Source organism: Vibrio satsumensis, assembly GCF_050337435.1.
GTDB classification, from domain to species: Bacteria; Pseudomonadota; Gammaproteobacteria; order Enterobacterales; family Vibrionaceae; genus Vibrio; species Vibrio satsumensis.
The window spans coordinates 190,279-209,761 of record NZ_JAKJSX010000006.1 but is presented as its reverse complement, the minus strand read 5'-3'; the positions used below and the strand labels follow the sequence as shown (position 1 = coordinate 209,761).

Genomic DNA, 19,483 nt, shown 5'->3' with positions numbered 1-19,483 from the left:
GGACAAGCATGGCGCTACGCCTCCCTCCACCATGGATGATTGTATTAACAGGTTTAGTGCTGAATATTCTGGCCATTGTTGTGTCGAGCCTAGTGCTCGACAAAATGGTGGTTGAACAAGCACAGTATCGAGAGCGCCAACAGGGCAATGTCTACTCGATTCAGTTGGCTTGGAATACGATTGAAACCTTAGAACGTAAGCGTGAATCTATGTTGCTGCACATGGATATTAGTACTTCTTCAAGTTCGGCGGTGACGCCGGAATTAGAAGAAGCGAGGCGCGGTCAGCTTGGTGCGTGGGTCAGTGGCGAAGTTCCAGAGATTACTGTCGAAAACCTTTCTCAGATCATGATGCTGATTAACCAAGCTCAGCAATCGCAACGCATACGCATCGATGACTTCTACCTTGATAATCTAACCTTATCTGAACTCCTCCAAGCTCTTGAAGAGCAGATGACCCTCTATAAAAATATCGCGCTCTTTCTTCAGATCTTTGGTTTAGCATTGATTCTTGCGCGTGACCTAGCGAGACGAAATTAACCGTTCTACAACTGCAGCCAAACCTGATGTTGAGTTATTTGTCGAGATTAGGGTGCTGTTTCCCTTGGTACTTTGGAAGCTGGTCTTTAAGCTTTTTGAAGGTACTGAATGCGTTATTAGCTGATAAGCGGTTCATTAACCAGTCAGGCAGGATACCGCCCGCATTCGCATATGCCGTATAAGTGATGTGAGTCAGGCCATTGGTTAGAGGCTGTAAAACCCAAAGCGCATCGACCTCGTTGATTCGAATATACCCAGACTCTTTAGCCAAGTAATTGGATGCATCTTTAATGGTTAAGGTGAATTGACCGTCTTCTACTTCATATTTCGAATACGTCACCATATCACGGTCACGAGCTGGCCAAGGAGCTTTGAACTGGGTATAGACGATATTCTCATTACTAGAGATCTGCATTAATACTTCACTGTGCGACACATTGTCGATCCAATTCGGCACGTTATCGCTGTCTTCCAACAATAAGAGAAAACCTGAGTAGCTCGTTTCGACCTGCATTTGGGCTCGAACTTCAACAAGACCATTCCCATGATTGCGCTTATGAATGGTGATGCCATTTTCACTTTTGACGAACTGCCACGGAGTCGCATAAGAGAGGGCTGAAAATAGACAGAGTCCAAGTACCAAAATCCTAGGTAATATCATTATTCTTCCATGAAATGAAAAGCTTATCTTCCATGATTATAGAATAAAAATAGGTTGGATTCGCGTCGTAAGATGCTGCGTATTGAATATGGTTATTTGATATTGGGAAAAGCGGAAGACAGAGGTCTTCCGTTTATAGAAGGGAGGGTAGTGGCAATTTATCTAGAGCTTATAGGCTTCAACCGTTTTTATAGTGGTCCAATTGCTGTCGGCATCTTGGATGAATTCTTGTGTGTTCTCCAACCAACGTTTTTGTACTGACTTGTCTAAGTTCAGATATAACTTTCCATCTTCTATTTTCCAAGCTTGTGGATCGGTCTCAAACTTCTTACCCATTGCCACACCAAATGCGCAGTAACCGCCATATTGAGGAGCATAGGCTTCTGGATTGGCTCGAAATTCATCTCTGTTTTCACTGTTCGCAAAGTTATAGATCGCATTCTTATAGGTCGCTGTGAACTCTGATGTACCTTTTACTGGTCCTTCATTGGCAAAGTAAGCAACAGGGTCATAACCTTTAATCGCGAGGTCATTGCTGTCGACGCTCATATCAAGGTCGGCTGCCATGATGGAAAAGCTGGCACCTAATAACGCGGTCATTAGAGTGATTTTTTGACTGGTCGATTTCAAATGTGACATATCAAGTTCCTTGTCAGTATTAGTTAACTTGTATGAAATAAATTAGCTCACTCGTCCGGTCTATAGAGGGACAAAAGAACTAAAAACTAAGCGAATCGTTCGGAGGGTGCATGGATCTGCTTTCACAATTAATGGAACACTTCTCGATACGTACAGGCGTTTTCTATTCAGGGAACTTGTGTGGGGTGTCGTCATTTAACGCGCAACAAGGTAAAGAGGGGCACCTTCATGTACTGAGTGCGGGGGAGTTGAGCTTGTCTAGTGCTCACACGGAACACAGGCAACTGTCGCAACCTTGTATTGTTTATCTGCCGAATAGCACACCACATGCGATTGAAGGTGTGGGAGACGGCGCGGAGGTCGTATGTGCGAACGTAGAGTATCGCTCAGGACAGATGAACCCATTGTTGTCTGCGCTTCCTGATGTGATAGTGATTCCGTTTGTGGACGCACCTAACTTAATGCCAGTGATCGAAGTGTTATCTAACGAGTCGAGCCAAGAATCGTCGGGGCAGCAGTACTTAATGGACAAGTTGAGTGACGCTTTGATGGCTTTGATTTTTCGTCATCTTATTGAGCAACAGAAAATTGATAGCGGTGTTTTCTCGGCTCTTGCACACCCTCGATTGGCTTCTGTAGTGACGGCCATTCATCGATTACCCGCTCGTCATTACTCGATTGCCGAAATGGCGTCATTGGCCGCGATGTCTCGTACTCAGCTTATTGAAGCATTTAAACGAGAAGTGGGTGAAACGCCGGGAGATTATGTGCAAAAGTGGCGAGTATCAGTGGCTCAATCGCTGTTATTGCAAAATAAGCCCATCAATTGGGTTGCCGATGAAGTGGGTTACATTAGCTACTCAGGATTCTCACGTGCCTTTCAACATGTTACGGGTGTGTCGCCGCGCCTTTGGCTAAAGCAAAATGTGTCGTGAAGCGCCAGGCACTCCCCCACTCGGTTTATGGCTATTCGCATCAGGCTGGTCTATGTTTTAGCGGAAATTGTATGTAGTTTGTTCTTTTATCGGAAGAGGGTGTAAAAAGGTGGACTTTATAAGCTCGTTGTAACATCCTGCCCGTCCTATTTTATCTAGACACCAATGAGACGAAGTGCCTGCTGAACATTATTCAGCCTCCCGTATCTCATTAAAGTATTAAGGAGTTCAACTTGAACCTATTTGTAAGAGACCTTACCGTTATCGATTCTTCATACATTTGTGAGCACAGAGGGGTCGTAGGAGATAGTTGGATTTTAGATGTCACCATGTCTGGTGAACTTAATGAAATGAGCATGGTGCTGGATTTTAGTAAGGTCAAAAAGCAGATCAAACAGCTGGTTGATCAACATGTTGACCACCGCTTACTGCTGCCAATGAAAAGCGCTGCAATCGTGCATCAGGCGAGCAAAGCCGGTTACTCTAAGGTGGATGTGTTGCGTGGTGATAAAAGCCTGCACCTGCACTGCCCTGATGAAGCATACTGTTTGATTGATGCTGAAGCGATCACCATCGAGAGTGTGACCGCTCATGTTTATCATATTCTTCGCGATAACCTACCAAGTAACGTCACAGGGTTAGAGATCACCCTTCGCCATGAAAACATTAATGGTGCGTTTTACCACTATACCCATGGCTTGAAAAAGCACGACGGTAACTGCCAGCGTATCGCACATGGTCACCGTTCTCCTGTCGAAATTGTGGTTGATGGTCAACGTGATGAACAACGCGAGCAGGCGTTTGCTCAGCGCTGGGAAGATATCTATTTAGGCTCTAAAGAAGACCAAGTTTCAGTTTCATCACTTAACCTGAGTGAACAAGCGAACAGTGTTAATGATGAAAGTCACTATGGCTTCCGCTACACAGCGCCACAAGGCGAATTTGAGCTAGCGATTGCTAAGAGCGAAACGGAAATCTTACCAACCGATACCACGGTGGAATTACTGGCAGGCTACATTGCGGATCAAGTAGCCCCAAGTTTGGTAGAAAACCAATCACTACAAATTGTGGCTTATGAAGGGGTAGGTAAAGGCGCGATGGCGTTCCGATAACACCTCATGAGTGACGCAAGTTCACTTTCAATCTGAACAAAAAAGGCAAGATACTAAGTTATCTTGCCTTTCTTTTTTGTGGCTAGTTAAACCGAGAAGGTTATTAGCGCGATTTTGTTGGTGCTAACGAAGCAGTACGTGTCGCAGTGGGCTTTTCTCAATCGCAACGACCACCCCAAAGCTGAGTAATACGGTGCCAAAAAATACCGTAACGTCTTTTGCCAATTCCGTAATGCCTAAGATTCCACAGACATTGAACAACACGATAATGATCAGTAAGTGGCTTACGTAGATACCCAGCATGCGATTTGAAATGGCACGAACCCAAGCGTAATTGCCGATGTTTGGATTTGCTAAAAGCCACATGAACACACCAATCCCCCACAAAGCCGTACCAAATAAGAAATCGTGAATATTAAAGGCGATATCAAACTGGGTTAACCATGCTGCTTCTGAAAAATGGATGATCATTCCCACAGCGACTAACCCCAACGCTTTTGCTGATGATAGGTGCCATTGGTGTTGGCGAATCAGAAAACCAGCGGTAACGAGTAAAGTGCTAAAGAACGGACCATTGCGCGTGAAGAAGGGGGCTTCTAATCCGGTTAGCGTTGCGTAGCTTCCTGCCAAAGCACCGTAGCCATAGAGCGCAATAGCGATCGGCAATAGAAGTTTATTGAGCTTCAATTCAACCAATAAAGCGATGATCAACACTGCGCACACAAGGGCTGGAATGAACCACAAATGCACCAATCCGCCCTCTAAGAAAGAGTTAAGTGGAGTGTTCATTAAGAAACCCCAATAGCCTTCGCGCTCACCTAGGTAGCCAAACTCTTCTACCTTTGCGAGGTTGAATGGCATCACTAAGCAAATGATGCTCCATGCCAACCAAACCTTAAGCAGTGGTTTGGAGTAATTAATGACGGTTTGCCACGGGGATGCAGTTAGCTTGGGCTTAATAAGATAACCGGAAATTAGGAAAAACAAAGGCACCGCAAAACGAGCAGTTTGGTTAAGCACATAACCAATCCAAGGCACTTCATCGATTTGCCAGTAAGTAAGTGCCATTTGGCCGTGTAAGCCAATGATCGCTAAGATAGCAATCACTCGGCCTAACTCAATACTGGCGATGCGTTGTGAAGGCGTATGTTGAACGGAAGACATATCAGATCTCTAATAAAATTTTCGTAGAATCTAACAGCCTTTTTATTGAATCAGTTAGCGCTAAATCAAGGGTTGCGAGCTTTGTTTTAAGGCTTGTATTGATTCTTTGAAGCCTGTCGCAGCTATATTAAATCCATTGCAGTAAGTACGAAAATACCAAGCGTGCAAGTGATTAGTGAAACAACAGTGGTGAGTGCGATAATATTAGCAGCCAATGTTGAATTACCGCCCATAGCACGTGCCATAACATAGCTCGCAGCAGCGGTCGGTGCGGCGCTCATCAAGAAGATAAGGCCAAGATCTAATCCTCTAAAACCAAAGAACAGGGCAGCAAGCGTGATCAGTAACGGAGCCAAAACCAGTTTGTATCCGGTCGAGAACCAAGTCGGGCCCTTATCTTTTTTCAGCGAGCGTATATCAAGCGACCCTCCCGTGCACAAAAGGGCTAACGGTAACGTCATATTAGCGAAATATTGTCCTGCATCAGTCACCATTTTCGGTACTGGAATCGACAGTAAGTAGAATAGTACACCTAAGGCGATCGAGATAATAAGAGGGTTTTTGGTGAGTGTTTTAACGATGACTTGAATGGCTTTGTCACCCGACTCTTGGCCCTTTGGAGTGAGCGCGATAACAGCCTGAATATTATAGAGAACCGTCAAGGAGGCGACATAAAGAGCAGCGAGTGCGACACCATCGTTGCCGTATATATTGGCAACATAAGCAAGCCCGATAATAGCGGTGTTGGCGCGAAAGCCACCTTGCACTATCACACCTTGGTCTTGAGGCTTTTTAAAGGCCATTTTAGTGCTGACAGTGGTGAACACGAAGAAGGCTAGGTTGGCTAACAAGCCAAAGATGACGAGCTTTCCACTTGCGGTAAAATCGTGGTTAGACTGAACAATGCTGAGAAATAACATCGCGGGTAGAGTGACTTGAAACACCACCTTGGATGCGACATCAATGAAGTTGTCATTGATTAAGCCAATTCGCTTGAGCATCACACCAAGAAACAGCATTAAACAGATAGGGCCTGTTACTGACGCCGAAAACGCAAACTGTTCCCAAAGTGTGTTCATTCTTTTCCCTCTGTTAGTCGATTTCAATTTCCTTTGAATACTGTCGCATTTTTCCACAGTTCTTTGATAAGACAAAATGAATAGCAAGGGTTAAGTAAAAATTCTTGAAAAAAAGAACGAACGTGCTAAAAATAACGTAACAGATTTATTATTGGTGAATAATGAGCAAGGGAAAGATAACCAAAGAGTATATTTTGAGCCATGCGTTCGCACTTGCGAGTGAGAATGGGCTTGAGAGTTTGACGATTGGCGAATTAGCCAAGCAGTGTGGCATGTCTAAGAGTGGTTTGTTTGCGCACTTCAACTCTAAAGAGAACCTGCAGCTCTCTGTACTCGAATATTCCAACGCCATATTCACTGAAAGAGTCATCATTCCTGCGCGAGAGCTCGGTGATGGTGATATTGAAGCGAAATTGAAGCAGCTGCTCGATAACTGGCTGGGCTGGAATCATTCGTTCCAAGGTAGCTGTATGTTTATTGATGCTTGGAAAGATGCAGGCAGTGAAACGTCTGTGATTCAGAAAGCACTGCAGAAAACCATTTCGGTTTGGATTGATTACTTGACGATTCAGGTAGCAAAAGCGGTTGAGAGCAAGCAGTTCAGATCCGACTTAGATCCGAAACAGGCAACCTTCGAGTTATACGGTCTCTACCTGAGTGCAAACTTGTTCTACTCATTGCGAGGGCAGGAAGCGAGCCACACCCATTTTTGGAGTGGCGTAGAGCGCTTAATCGCTAGCTGGAAAGCGGCTTAACTCGCGTCTAACAATTTTAAGAGAAGTGGTGGCAAGCAGCTGTACAGAGCTTTGCCCCATTTTTAAATCAACAAATAGCACGGTCGTTCGATTTTTTTAGGGCCGAGCTCGAGCCGCCAATCAAGATGGCGATACAAGGAACGGTCATGAGTGACAAAATCTATTTTAATACATCGAACAAATTCAGTTTCAAGCGCAGCCTGATCGGTGCAACAACCAACCTGCATTACATTCTCGCGCCGAGCCATGCAAAGAAAACAGCGCGTAAGTTATTGCTGACCCCAATGCGTACCGAGCAAAAAAATGCTGATCCTAAAGGGCTGATCAAGAGTAAAATCAAAGGCCGTGATGGCGTTTTAAAAACGTACTCTTTGGGTACAGGTCCAGTTTGGGTGCTGACTCATGGTTGGTCTGGCACTGCGAGTCAGTTCTTTCCTCTGATGGAACATATCGCTGCTAAAGGCTTTACGGCTTTGGCTTACGATCATCCAGCTCATGGTGGCAGTGATGGTGTTCATGGTCATATCCCTGCGTTTGTGAATGGCTTGGAAGCGATTCTAGATTCGGTTGGCGAAGTAGCAGGCTTGGTCGGCCACAGTATGGGTACGGCTTCTGCGTTGGAATGTAAGCATGTTAAGTTGGAAAACAAGCCACTGTTGTTGATCGCTCCAGTACTCGATTACCTCGAAAACCTATTTGGCAGCGTGGCTCGTTCTGGTTACTCAATGAAGTTGTTTGAGGCGGTCGTTGGTGAAGTTGAAGAGCAATTTAACTACCCAATTCAGTCTGTTGATCCTTATGGCAAGCTAGCGCTTCGTCAGTCTCAAACGATCATTGTTCATGATGAGAAAGACAAGTTTACTAAGTTTGATGTGTCTCAACGTGCTGCGAATGAGATGGACCGCGTTACTTTGATTGCCACTCAAGGCCAAGGTCACGGTCGAGTGATGAAGTGCCCGCAAGTATTCGAGAGCTTTGATAACCTGATTAGTTGAGTTTAACTACTCAAACAAGTAGAACGTGGATTAAGAAAACAAATACCAAAAAGGTCAACCAGACTTGTTCCGGTTGGCCTTTGTTTTTAGTGATTTAATTGGCTTTAACGAATGTTGTCTTAGTTAGCACAGCTTGCTGGGCCGATCTCTTTCCACACGCCCCATTGGCCCGTCGTTGTTGGATCTTCACCTGTTGTCCACCATTTCGCTTCCCAGACCTTACCGCCTTGAGTCACTTGGTCGCCACCAGTGTAGACTGCACTTGAATCCCAAGCGTTAGTACACGTGCCACCGCCTGTGGTTTTCTTGAGGACTTTCACTGAAGTAGCCGCGACTGATGTATCGGTACCATCACTCACTGTTACAGAGAAGTTCAGTACCGTGTCTTGCGTGTATTCCGCCGCGACAAAGCTTACTGAAGCGCCTTGTACTGTTGCGTTGATACCTGCTGGTACATCCCAAGTGAAGGTTAATGTGTCTTGATCCGCATCGCTAGACGCTGACGCATCAACCACAACAACGTCACCCGCATTGACTTCAGCCGGAGCCGAAACCGCTGCAACTGGTGCTGTGTTGACTGGGCCTGTGTCTTTAGGATTTACCGTTACAACAACCGTGTCTGTTGACGTTGCGCCTTCGTTGTCTGTTACGGTTAGGCTAAATGTTAGAGTCTCTTGTTGTGTGACTTCAACAACATCGAAGCTTGCAATAGCTGCATTGGCATTAGCCAGTGTTACGGCTGGACCGCTCACTTGTGACCAAGAGTAACTCGCAATTGTGCCGTCGCTGTCTTTTGAAGCACTGCCATCTAGAGAAACAGAAGCTGGGCCTTCAACCGATTGGTCGGCACCTGCTGCTGCAGTTGGTTTACGGTTTACAGGATCGGTGGTACCACCTGCTAGACCTTCATGCATTGCATTTAGGATATCGCCATTATCTGCATCAATTTCCCAAGAGAATAGACCTGCAAGACCAAGACTACGAACGTACGCGCCTTTTGCTTTTACAGAGCGGTCATCATCAAATGTGATCAGCTGACCTGAAGTGCGGTTCCAAACGTAAGGCGCTTCTGCCATTTCGTCGTAGCCGTATTCGAAGCCATTGATACCTTGGTTGTTCGCACCAAGCATGTTCGCCTTAATGCCTTTGTAGTCGATAACGCCATCTTCCCATACACCTTGTGCAGAGCTGCCTTTCAGTTTTCCGTTACCAACCCCTGTCATAGGGTCGCTCGGATCTGAAAGTGATGATGGTAATACGCCTTCCCAGCCACGACCGTACATCGCTGTACCAACAACAAGCTTGTTAGCTGGAACACCTTGCTCAAGAAGCAGTTGGATGCCGTTGTCTGTGGTGTAAGCAGGGCCTGTGTATGGTTCGCCATTTTCATCAAGTCCTGTGCCATCACATTGACCAGGGCGCATGAAGTTACCGCAGTTCAATGCTGTTTGGTGACCCAACACGTTATTCCAACCGCCGTAGAAGTCGTAAGTCATTGCGAAGATGTAATCCATGTATTGGATAGCATCGCCGTAGTCCACGTCTTCAATTTTATCGTGACCAACACCGATCGCTGATGTGAGTTCGTAAGTACGACCATTTTCAGCTTCTAGCTCATCTAGCATCACGCGTAGTTCTGCCATTAGTGCAATGTAAGCCGGGCCATCATTTACTGGGTCACCTAGATCGGGCGCAGCACCGCCGCCGCCAGGGAATTCCCAGTCGATATCCACACCGTCGTAGAATTTCCATGTGTTAAGGAATTTCTTAACCGATGCGACAAAGGTGTCACGGTTTGCTTTGGTAGTGAAATCGAAGAATGGGTCAGACAGTGTCCAACCACCAATCGATGGGATGATCTTCAAATCAGGATTACGCTGTTTGAGCGCCATCATCATCGCGTAGTTACCCTTGATCGGTGAGCTGTATTCGTGCCCCGCTTGAGGGAAGCTCTTCTGGAAAGCAGCCCATGGGTCATGAATCACTACTTCGTAATCATTAACACCCTGACAAGCTGTCATTAGGGCGTTGTAGCTGTTTCCACCTACCGATTTTACTGATTCGTTAGGACCACAAATTGGGATGAAGCCGTAAAGGATGTGGGTCAAGTTATCAGCGGGTAGGTTATCTACCGTGTAGTCACGACCATAAATACCCCACTCAACAAAGTAAGTACCTACTACCGTGTTTGGATCTGTGTTGTATGACTTGTTGTTTGGATCCACATTCATCGCAAGTGGCGCTAAGTGTGCGCCATCGGTATCGGCAATCGTGATTTTAGCGGGTGCGCTTTTGCTACAACCTGTTTCGTCACACGCTTCAATTTCCATATCGAATAAGCCGCCTTGGCCGTATTCGAATGAAGCCGTGGTTTGGCTGCCAGTGATTGGGCCTGTGGCGACTTTAACGCCATCAAAGTAGATGTTGTACGTGTTTCCTGACGTTCCGCTCCATTGGTTGAACTTAACGTCGACTTTTGCTTTGTCGTGATATTTAACCATCTGGTTGTAGCCAGAGGTGGTTTCCATCGCGAGTTCGATTTTTGAAAATTGTAGGTTGTTGGAACCGTACATGTCGATGCTCGGTGCTGTCGGAGCAGCTAACGCTGTACCAGATAGCGCTAGAGCAATGCTTGCAGCACAGGTATTTATACGAATCATACTATTTCTCTCATTCCTTGAAGGTTACGAGAACCAAATGGCCCCATAAGCGGCTCCAGTCAGTTTTGAAGGAGCTTCCTCGTCAGTATTCGAGAGAGTTTTAATTTCATAACTGAAAATAAATCCGTTTTCGATGGACAACTAAAAAATTGTATCTTGTTACAATTTTGTTGCTTAATGAGTGAGAGATTGAGTCCATGTTTTATAAAATAAAACATCATTCAGTAGGAAAGTCTCATAAGTGAAATTACACGACATGAAGTTATGTAAAGGTGCGACAAACTATATGAAAATATCGCAACCTTGAAGCAGCATCACAGAGTATTGAACGTTAGGTAAGGTATTTAAAGGGTGTTGAGAAAGTGCTTAAAGCGTATCGAGAGCTCTTAGGGGATCGATGGCTATCTTTTGAATTGCTCTGCCAGTGAAGCTCGTCGTTGCTGCATGATGCTGTGAGTGTCACCGGTTGCGGTATCTTCATAACCTTCTTTGATGAACTGCTGAGAGGGTGTACTAGGCACCAATCGCTTTAAACGAGGAGAGTCGTAGGTACCGCTGATGGTGTAAACCGTCGGTCCAGAACCTGTATTGATCGTGACAACCTTGCCATCAAAATCAAACGAAGTACTGATGAAGCGATGGTTCATCATCACGCCATTGTCTGAAAGCGTCAGAATATCGGTTTTGTAAGGGGGAGCACCAATTTCTATCCATGTGCCATGAACATTACTTGGACTGACAGATTGTTGGTGGGCTTGATAAGCAAAATAGCCTGCGGTGAGGGCAATCATAAAGCCAGCTAATAGGAAGCCGTAAAGTAGCGAGTTGGCAAATAGATCTCTGCTTTTAGTGGGCTTTTTTGCCATTATCTCTTCATTTCCTCACATGTACCGTTCTTAAGTCTATAAATTAAAATCTTAGTTTGCAAAGATTGTTATAAGAGTTAGAAGCAGGATCGAATGTTCTAGATAAATGGGTTGCTTTGGATAATTTTCAGCTTTTCTGGTGGTATTTGCTCAATCAATGCATCTCAATTGTCGAAATGCTTAAGCTATGCGTATTTATTTCTTGTGGGAAAGCCGTGAATTGGTTAAAACAATTATCACCTAAATTTACGCATAGGCTTATTCGTTGAGCCCAATAACTGCAATTTGAAGATAACAAGGAAGTACAATGATTAAAGAAAACACATACTTTGAAGGTGGCGTTAAGTCGCTAGCGTTTAACCAATCTGGCGCTGATGTGAGTGTTGGTGTGATGGCGGCGGGTGAATACACATTCGGAACTGCTGCTCCTGAAAAGATGACTGTGGTTAAAGGCGCTCTGATTGTAAAGCGTGTTGGCGATGACGATTGGACAACATACCAATCTGGTGAGTCTTTTGACGTTGCGGGCGATTCTTCTTTCGACCTGCAAGTAAAAGAAGCAACGGCTTACTTGTGTGAGTACCTATAAGAAGCCTCAAACTAGCTTCTGCTCAATAAGAAAAAACCACGCTCCTAGAGCGTGGTTGAATAAGTGATAGTAACCGGCAGTGGATAGTGTCACTTGTTTTTACAGTCATCAAATGGACGACCAAAATTCGTTGTTCGTTGCTAAGTCCCTTAATCAAAGCTCATCAAAGCTCAAAGCACGGGCATTAATAAGTCTCAAAAACGCCGTTGTTGTAGTCCTGAATAGTCTGTTCAATCTCTTCCATCGAGTTCATGACAAACGGACCATAATGCACAACAGGCTCATCAATCGGTTGACCAGCAAAAATCAACACCCCTGAATCTTCTAAGCTACTCAAAGAAAGCAGTTCAGCTTTGGTCAGGAACGCAAGTTGACCTTGGTTTATGACCTTACCACCGATCTTAATGCTGCCTCGGTACACGTAAGTCATGGCATTATGAGCAGCCTCAGTGCCCAAGGAAACTTCTTGGCCTGAACGAGCTCGCCAGTCCGCAACGCTTAATGGCACACCTGTTTTCTGTAATGGGCCTTGAGCTCGTAAAGCCTCTGAGTCATCGTCGGTTTGGTTGTGCAGCTCAAACCCTCCGGCAATCATTCTTAACAAACCACTTTGTTCACTTTGATGTTCCACAATGCTTTCACTTTGGAAGTCGTGATATTGCGCCGGCTGCATTTTGTGTGTCGCAGGTTGGTTTATCCAAATCTGGAAACCATGCAGCGCGCCTTCTTCCATCATTGGCATTTCACTGTGAATGACACCACGACCTGCAGCCATCCACTGCGCGCCACCGCTGCGCAGTTCTCCAACATTCCCCATATGGTCTTTGTGTTGGAAGTGACCTTGCAGCATGTAAGTGAGCGTTTCTATCCCACGGTGAGGATGTGGAGGAAAGCCGCCAACATAGTCTTTGCTTTCATCCGATTTAAGTTCATCAATCATCAAAAATGGAGAGAAACGTGCGTTGTTAAAACCAGCGAGTCTTTGGATTTTGACGCCATCACCGTCGGAGGTGGCATGTGCTGCAATCACATGATCTACTGCTCTTACATTCGTCATTTTAAAACCCTCATAAACTTGAATAGCTGTAGTTTATGTAATTTGATTGAAAAAGAAGATGGCATAGCGTTGAGTGACTTATTCGAAAATCTTGAACAGGTAACAAGATGAAATTATGTCTATACTTGAATAGAGAGTAGACCGCCAAGGAGGCCGCTATGGCAGTTCAGCAAAAACATGGCGAAAGGCATGGTCGGATGGGTTTTGATAACGACTTTACAACGGAGCAAGGTCAGCGTTTTACAGAGGTTGCAAACAGCGCGGTTAAACGCCGCGTGAAAAAACGTGAGATTGAGGCGCCGTTTATTCAGTCGGCTAAGCAAGCCGCTTTTAAAACAGTGGCGAGGCGACCTAAAGGTAATAACCCAAACCGAACACGGCAAGTCATATGGATTATTATGCTTGGGTTAGTGAGCCTTTGGCTTATGTACCTTGCAGGTTAGCAGCACCGATGAGTTATAGTACTGGTTAGCGTTGACGCATTTTTAATCGCGTCACATTGTTCCCTTCGACCTGCGCTTCAAGACAATCTTTAAGTTCAGATGAATCAGATTCTAAGCAGGCTAGGTTCGTCGGTAGTTCCTCAATCAAGGTCGATACTGGATTATCGTGATAATAAGCGTATCGGTTCTTGCCTGAATGCTTGGCAACATACATCGCTTTATCAGCACATCTAGTCAGTTCATGTAATTCTTGAGCGTCTTGTGGGTATAAAGAAACCCCAACACTTAGCGTCAATTCCTTGATTCTCTCGTTTGTTTGGCAACCGCTTTCGAACAGCCCGCAAATCCTATCTAGAATGCCGTCTAAATCTTTACGAGTTGGCACATCGTAGAGCATTAAAACAAACTCGTCTCCAGCAAAGCGCGCGATGGAATAATCGTATTCATGGTTTTTTCTGTCTCTGGTTCGAATGTTGTTGCTCAAGCGATTGGCAAAATGCTGCAAGACACTGTCTCCGACGTCGTGCCCGTAGCTGTCATTAATGCCTTTAAAGTCATCAATATCCAAAAAGACTAGTGCCGTAAGTGATCGCTCACTATCGACTGTCGCAAGTTTTTCAGCCGCCCAGCGCTCAAAGCTCCAGCGGTTTGCCAAGCCGGTAAGTTGGTCTCTGTAGGCAAGATCTTCGATGCCTTCTTTATACAGACGTTGAATATAACTGACGGCTTTTGTGTAGTAATAGGCAGATGTATGACACACCAAGCTCATGGTAAATAAACTAAGAATAAATCGATGGGTACTGTTAAAGGGTAAAGAAAAGTTGTTAGGCATAGCGGTAATCAAGGTGCTGATAAACACACAAAATGAGGTGCTCAAAATAATGCCAATTCTGAAATCGTTAATGAAAATGACTGCCGCCAGAATCGGGTAGAGCCAAAGTATCCGGTCGGGAATAGCATAACTGTACAAAAATAGGATGAGGCCTTGAACTAGAAGGACTCCGCTCAGGATCAATTCTGAATATTCAGGATTAATAACTTTTTTTACGTAAAATGCATTGGAGATAGCGATAAGTGCAAAACACAGTTCGAAAATCGACAGTGTGTAATGCTGACCTTGGAAATAAGCCCAAGTGTAGAAAATGAATAACACAGCGGCAGTCAGTGAAAAGGAGTAAACAATTTTTTGTTTGCGAGTGGATCGTATGTCCGCCATTTCTTCTAGGTGTCTGCCGACGAGCCTTTTCATGTGATTTATGCCAAAGATTTTGATAATGGAGTTAATAGTAGATTAAATAATAGCCGTTGCGGAGTGCTAGTCGTCTTTTTAGTGTGACTGCTATCAATGTTTTGGATTAAACATGCTCAACCTATAATTATTGGTGATGCGTGTCGCTGAAGGTGCAAAACTGCCTGGTAACGAGTAACTTAAGGTTCGATTTAGAAGAAGCGATTTGGTGATTATCTACTTGCTTTCCAGTGAGTTACTCAACATAGTTTGTAAACTACCAAAATTAAGAGAGGCTCATTATGTTAATCACCTTTAGTTGTAAAGCCCATGCTAGCGTCACGATGTTTGGTGAAGTCGGCCTTCAGTTTATCAAGATGCTTGGGCACAGCGGTACCATTCCAGGTGCTATTGATGCTTCAGAGGTTCCTCAAGCGTTAAATAACTTACGTGTTGCGATTGCCTCTGAGCAGAGCAAGCAGGTAGAGCAAGAGAATGTTGGTGACGACAATGAAGAAGAGGCTGTTGAAGCGTCTGTTAATATCGGTAGCCGAGCGTTCCCACTGGTTGAATTATTAAAAGCCGCCATCAAGGATGAATGCGAAGTGATGTGGGAAGACGGCAGCGGTAAGCGACTGTAGTACGATTTGCTCGAAGCGTAACAAGCCTATTGCATCTATTTTAATAAGAATGAATGTTGAGCCAGTATCGGTCATACCATGGAAATTGACGGTGATGAACCGATACTGGCGCTTTGTTTGTTGCGAAGTGTTTAGTTTGTTTCTGTTTGTTTACAAGGTTCGTCAGCCTTGAAATGAGTGACTTTTGTTATCGTAATATCAATACATAACAGAACGTAAACAAAGTGATACTGTTCACGCTTTCTTCACTCCCAATTCTGAACTAAGAATTTTTCCTAGTTATTCTAAGACCCTCTCTCATGCGGTCGATTTTTAGACTCCTTATTATTTCACGGTCAACTAACAAAATGCATGGTCGCAATTATGCCGTGCAGACCTCATGAAAAAATAAGAGAGTTCACAATGTTAAAGTTCCTAGATCAGGTTAGAAAACCGACGCTGGATCTTCCGGTCGAAACTAGAAGAAAAATGTGGTTTAAACCATTCCTACAATCTTACCTTGTCGTGTTCATTGGTTACCTAACCATGTATTTAATCCGTAAGAACTTCAATGTCGCGCAAAACGACATGATTTCTACTTATGGATTATCAATGACGGATCTAGGTCTTATCGGTCTTGGTTTCTCAATTACTTATGGTATTGGTAAAACCGTCGTTTCCTATTACGCCGATGGTAAAAACACCAAGCAGTTCCTGCCATTCATGCTTGTCCTGTCTGGTATTGCCATGTTGGGCTTCAGCTTCAGTATGGGGGGTGGCAGCGCTAGCTTATTCATGATGGTGGCCTTCTACGCATTGAGTGGTTTTTTCCAAAGTACCGGTGGCCCTTCAAGTTACTCAACCATCACTAAATGGACGCCTCGTAACAAGCGTGGTTCATATTTAGGTCTTTGGAATATGTCACATAACGTGGGTGGTGCGGGTGCAGCTGGTGTTGCTCTGTTTGGCGCTAACTACATATTTGATGGCAATGTGATTGGTATGTTCGTTTTCCCATCTATCATCGCGATTGTGGTTGGCTTTATTGGTATGCGCTTTGGTAATGACTCTCCAGAAGCCTACGGCCTAGGTAAAGTTGAAGAGCTGTTTGGTGAAGAAATCAGCGAAGAAGATACAGCCGCTGAAGAAAATCAAATGACCAAGAAAGAGATCTTTGTTGAGTATGTTCTTAAAAACAAGGTGATCTGGTTGCTCTGCTTCGCGAATATCTTTTTGTACATTGTTCGTATCGGTATCGATCAATGGTCTACCGTTTATGCGTATCAAGAGCTAGGTCTATCAAAAGAAACCGCGATTTCAGGTTTCACACTGTTTGAAGTTGGCGCACTGGTCGGCACGCTAATGTGGGGCTATTTATCAGACCTTGCGAATGGGCGCCGTGCTTTAGTTGCTTGTGTATCGCTTGGCCTGATTATCGTTTCGCTAGAGTTCTACCAGCATGCAACGAGTGAGTTCATGTACCTAGCGTCACTGTTTGTGCTTGGTTTCCTAGTATTTGGTCCTCAGTTGCTGATTGGTGTTGCTGCGGTAGGTTTCGTGCCGAAGAAAGCAATCAGTGTTGCGGATGGCGTGAAAGGCACATTTGCTTACTTAATTGGTGATAGCTTTGCCAAACTTGGCCTAGGTATGATTGCGGATGGAACGCCTATTTTCGGCTTAACGGGTTGGAAAGGAACGTTCGCTGCACTCGATACTTCAGCGGCTATTTGTATCGTATTGCTGCTATTCGTTGCGGTTGCCGAAGAGAAGAAGATTCGCCACGCTAAGAAAATGCATTTAGCGGCTCAAAACGCGTAGCGAGTTTGGTGAGCCTGTTCTTGTGTATTTGCTCTCGCGCATTTGTGGTCGCAAAGAGAGTTTCGGGTAGATAGTCTCACGTGATTTATTGGTTTAAAGCACGTGAGATCATACCAATCGTTAGTTCGATTCAGTATCATCTCTATCAATAAACTTAATTTTAGATAGCTCCTGTTGGGGCTATTTTTCTTTCTTACTCTTAATTTTGGTTAATATCATGATTAATGTTGCGCTTGTTGATGACCACGTCATTGTTCGATCTGGCTTTGCTCAATTACTCAGTCTTGAAGCTGATATTACGGTCGTGGGTGAATTCAACTCTGCGGCAGAAGCGCGCCTAGGATTGCCAAGCTGTCACCCTGATGTCGTGATCTTGGATATCTCAATGCAGGACGAAAGTGGCCTGAGCTTATTGGAAGAGATTCCATCTGGCATTGCCAGCATCATGTTGAGCGTTCATGACTCTCCGGCGATGGTTGAGAAGTCATTAGAGTTAGGAGCCAAAGGTTATCTCAGCAAGCGCTGTAGCCCTGATGAGTTAATCCAAGCCGTACACACGAGCGCAAATGGTGGCTGTTATCTCACGCCTGATATCGCCATAAAGCTTGCGACACCCATGAAGAATAAAGCCTCTTTAAATCAGCTCACCCGCAGAGAAAGCGAAGTGTGCCAGTTATTGGCAACAGGGCTCGATGTAAAATCTATCGCCGTAGAGCTAGGGGTTAGCCATAAAACGGTGCATGTACACCGTGCCAATGCGATGGACAAACTCAATGTTAAGAATAACGTCGAGTTAGCGAAACTGTTTACACAAGACCAGTACTAATGCGTTCTTACCTAGCCACCTCCCTGTGTGGGGTTTTTATGGCTGGCTGTGCATGGTTCTGTTTATGGGTTATTGCCTTCTATTTCATTAATGACCCTGAGTTAGCCATTCTGCTTTTCCCGTTTTCACTTCGACTGGGAATGACGCTGCACACTCGCACCCACTATTGGCCTGCCATCTATATTGCAGAGTGGGGGCTCGCGATTGCTTTAGCTCTACTGCTTGATGAACCTCAATGGCTGACGATACTCATCGCCAGTGGATTGAGTATTCCTGCTACGCTAATTGCCAAGCGTTATTATTCTGGTGACCAGAATCGTCACTTGTTAGTGATGGCGAGCTTAATCATGGTCACAGCATTCATTAATGTTGCCGTTGTAGGCTCTCATGTTCCGGCCGTTTATATGGTGTGGTTGGTGAGTATCACCGGCGGACTGATGCTGGTACCGATGTGTTATCTAGTCTGGAACTACCTATTCCAAAACAAGTGGGCGCCACTGAGCTCTTACTTAATCAACAATGTCGTTGAGTTCAAAATCCGTCACATCGCTTTATACAGCGTCTTGTTGGTCGCCAGTATTTTGATACAAACCAGTTTGCCTGATGAGCTAAGACGCTTCGCCCCGTTCTGTATGGCGATCCCTATTATCTTGCTCGCGGTTCGTTACGGGTGGCAAGGTGCTTTGTTAGCGACCCTGTTAAACAGTGTCGCATTGATTGCTGCTCACAGTGGAACATCTAAACTCGAAATTACCGACTTACTCTTGTCTCTATCTGCTCAAACCATCACAGGTATATTGCTTGGTTTAGCGGTTCAAAAGCAGAAAGATCTCAACTCGAAATTGCGAAGTGAACTTTCCAGGAATCAAAATCTTTCACGCCAGCTAGTGACGGCAGAAGAGTCGGTTCGTCGTGATATAGCTCGTGAGCTGCATGATGAAATAGGCCAAAACATTACGGCAATCCGTACACAGGCAAGCATTATTAAACGCGTCGATGCCGCTGAGATGAGTGTTCGCTGTGCGGGTACGATTGAGTCATTGTCTTTGAATGTTTATGACACCACCAAACGTCTACTTACAAAACTAAGACCTAAAATGTTGGACGATCTTGATCTAAAAGATTCCGTGGAACAGCTTATTCGGGAGATGGAGTTTTCGGACCATGGCGTTGATATCCAGTTAAATTGGCAAGGTGATTATTCATGTTTGAGTGACACGCTCAAGGTCACTATCTTCCGACTGTGTCAAGAATCTTTAAACAATGCCCATAAATACGCGAGTGCGAGCGAGATTAAAATTGAACTGATTTTAGATGATCAGGCTTATCTTCAGATATCAGATAATGGCGTTGGTTTTACAGCGCAAGATCTTCTCAAAGGAATGGGGGTTCGCGGTATGCAAGAGCGTGTTCAGGCGCTCGGCGGCAAGATGACCATTAACGCTAATAGCTCATCTTCGGGTACCAATATCAGCGTTACATTACCTAAAGTGTGAG

The 19,483-nt window shown here is 44.8% G+C and carries 19 protein-coding genes; 11 read left to right on the top strand and 8 right to left on the bottom strand.

Going from position 1 to position 19,483, the window contains the following annotated elements; genetic code table 11:
* Positions 1-8: 8 nt before the first annotated feature.
* Positions 9-539 (top strand): DNA mismatch repair protein, encoded by a 531-nt coding sequence (locus tag L4C44_RS08435; RefSeq protein WP_146492591.1) that lies wholly within the window; start codon positions 9-11, stop codon positions 537-539.
* Between the two features lie 34 nt (positions 540-573).
* Here L4C44_RS08435 and L4C44_RS08430 read toward each other — a convergent pair whose 3' ends face one another.
* Positions 574-1,200, bottom strand: a complete 627-nt coding sequence (locus L4C44_RS08430) for an START domain-containing protein (RefSeq protein ID WP_428804859.1) — start codon at positions 1,198-1,200, stop codon at positions 574-576.
* A gap of 162 nt (positions 1,201-1,362) precedes the next feature.
* A complete protein-coding gene (locus tag L4C44_RS08425; protein WP_327784589.1) occupies positions 1,363-1,839 on the bottom strand; it encodes a YHS domain-containing (seleno)protein in 477 nt (158 codons plus the stop codon).
* Between the two features lie 110 nt (positions 1,840-1,949).
* Between L4C44_RS08425 and L4C44_RS08420 the strand changes: the two genes are divergently transcribed.
* Together L4C44_RS08420 and L4C44_RS08415 are read left to right on the top strand one after the other, a co-directional pair.
* Entirely contained in the window at positions 1,950-2,774 is an 825-nt protein-coding gene (locus L4C44_RS08420) for an AraC family transcriptional regulator (protein WP_428804858.1), read from the top strand.
* A 233-nt stretch (positions 2,775-3,007) separates the two neighbouring features.
* A complete protein-coding gene (locus L4C44_RS08415) occupies positions 3,008-3,886 on the top strand; it encodes a 6-pyruvoyl trahydropterin synthase family protein (protein WP_428804857.1) in 879 nt (292 codons plus the stop codon).
* A 123-nt stretch (positions 3,887-4,009) separates the two neighbouring features.
* Here the strand turns inward: L4C44_RS08415 and L4C44_RS08410 are convergent, their stop codons facing one another.
* A complete protein-coding gene (locus tag L4C44_RS08410; protein ID WP_428804856.1) occupies positions 4,010-5,050 on the bottom strand; it encodes an acyltransferase in 1,041 nt (346 codons plus the stop codon).
* Between the two features lie 122 nt (positions 5,051-5,172).
* Entirely contained in the window at positions 5,173-6,129 is a 957-nt protein-coding gene (locus tag L4C44_RS08405; RefSeq protein WP_428804855.1) for an AEC family transporter, read from the bottom strand.
* 161 nt (positions 6,130-6,290) lie between these two features.
* Between L4C44_RS08405 and L4C44_RS08400 the strand changes: the two genes are divergently transcribed.
* Positions 6,291-6,884 (top strand): TetR/AcrR family transcriptional regulator, encoded by a 594-nt coding sequence (locus L4C44_RS08400; protein WP_428804854.1) that lies wholly within the window; start codon positions 6,291-6,293, stop codon positions 6,882-6,884.
* Positions 6,885-7,030: 146 nt separating this feature from the next.
* The gene (locus L4C44_RS08395; protein WP_428804853.1) at positions 7,031-7,879 is read left to right on the top strand and encodes an alpha/beta hydrolase; all 849 of its coding nucleotides are present in this window, start codon (positions 7,031-7,033) and stop codon (positions 7,877-7,879) included.
* Between the two features lie 119 nt (positions 7,880-7,998).
* On the opposite strand, the gene L4C44_RS08390 is transcribed toward L4C44_RS08395, so the two are convergent.
* Positions 7,999-10,539: a glycosyl hydrolase family 18 protein gene (locus L4C44_RS08390; protein ID WP_428804852.1), complete on the bottom strand. Its 2,541-nt coding sequence runs from the start codon at positions 10,537-10,539 to the stop codon at positions 7,999-8,001.
* A 401-nt stretch (positions 10,540-10,940) separates the two neighbouring features.
* Positions 10,941-11,405 (bottom strand): DUF2850 domain-containing protein, encoded by a 465-nt coding sequence (locus L4C44_RS08385; RefSeq protein WP_261886660.1) that lies wholly within the window; start codon positions 11,403-11,405, stop codon positions 10,941-10,943.
* Positions 11,406-11,712: 307 nt separating this feature from the next.
* Between L4C44_RS08385 and ppnP the strand changes: the two genes are divergently transcribed.
* Positions 11,713-11,994 carry a pyrimidine/purine nucleoside phosphorylase gene (ppnP, locus tag L4C44_RS08380; RefSeq protein WP_017057600.1) on the top strand — a complete coding sequence of 94 codons (282 nt, stop codon included), beginning with the start codon at positions 11,713-11,715 and terminating at the stop codon, positions 11,992-11,994.
* Between the two features lie 184 nt (positions 11,995-12,178).
* Here ppnP and L4C44_RS08375 read toward each other — a convergent pair whose 3' ends face one another.
* Positions 12,179-13,051, bottom strand: a complete 873-nt coding sequence (locus L4C44_RS08375; RefSeq protein WP_428804851.1) for a pirin family protein — start codon at positions 13,049-13,051, stop codon at positions 12,179-12,181.
* 158 nt (positions 13,052-13,209) lie between these two features.
* On the opposite strand from L4C44_RS08375, the gene L4C44_RS08370 reads away from it, so the two are divergent.
* On the top strand, positions 13,210-13,494 hold the full coding sequence (locus tag L4C44_RS08370) for a hypothetical protein (RefSeq protein ID WP_285954832.1): 285 nt from the start codon (positions 13,210-13,212) through the stop codon (positions 13,492-13,494).
* A gap of 25 nt (positions 13,495-13,519) precedes the next feature.
* On the opposite strand, the gene L4C44_RS08365 is transcribed toward L4C44_RS08370, so the two are convergent.
* Positions 13,520-14,710 (bottom strand): GGDEF domain-containing protein, encoded by a 1,191-nt coding sequence (locus L4C44_RS08365; protein WP_327784963.1) that lies wholly within the window; start codon positions 14,708-14,710, stop codon positions 13,520-13,522.
* 314 nt (positions 14,711-15,024) lie between these two features.
* Between L4C44_RS08365 and L4C44_RS08360 the strand changes: the two genes are divergently transcribed.
* The 4 genes from L4C44_RS08360 (at position 15,025) to uhpB (ending at position 19,482) form a co-directional block, all read left to right on the top strand.
* Positions 15,025-15,363, top strand: a complete 339-nt coding sequence (locus L4C44_RS08360; RefSeq protein WP_146492573.1) for a DUF1840 domain-containing protein — start codon at positions 15,025-15,027, stop codon at positions 15,361-15,363.
* Between the two features lie 402 nt (positions 15,364-15,765).
* A complete protein-coding gene (gene uhpT / locus L4C44_RS08355; protein WP_428804850.1) occupies positions 15,766-17,160 on the top strand; it encodes a hexose-6-phosphate:phosphate antiporter UhpT in 1,395 nt (464 codons plus the stop codon).
* A 217-nt stretch (positions 17,161-17,377) separates the two neighbouring features.
* Positions 17,378-17,986, top strand: a complete 609-nt coding sequence (gene uhpA / locus L4C44_RS08350; protein ID WP_017061545.1) for a response regulator transcription factor UhpA — start codon at positions 17,378-17,380, stop codon at positions 17,984-17,986.
* A complete protein-coding gene (gene uhpB, locus L4C44_RS08345) occupies positions 17,986-19,482 on the top strand; it encodes a signal transduction histidine-protein kinase/phosphatase UhpB (RefSeq protein WP_428804849.1) in 1,497 nt (498 codons plus the stop codon). The genes uhpA and uhpB overlap by 1 nt, the downstream gene beginning before the upstream one ends.
* Position 19,483: the final 1 nt, after the last annotated feature.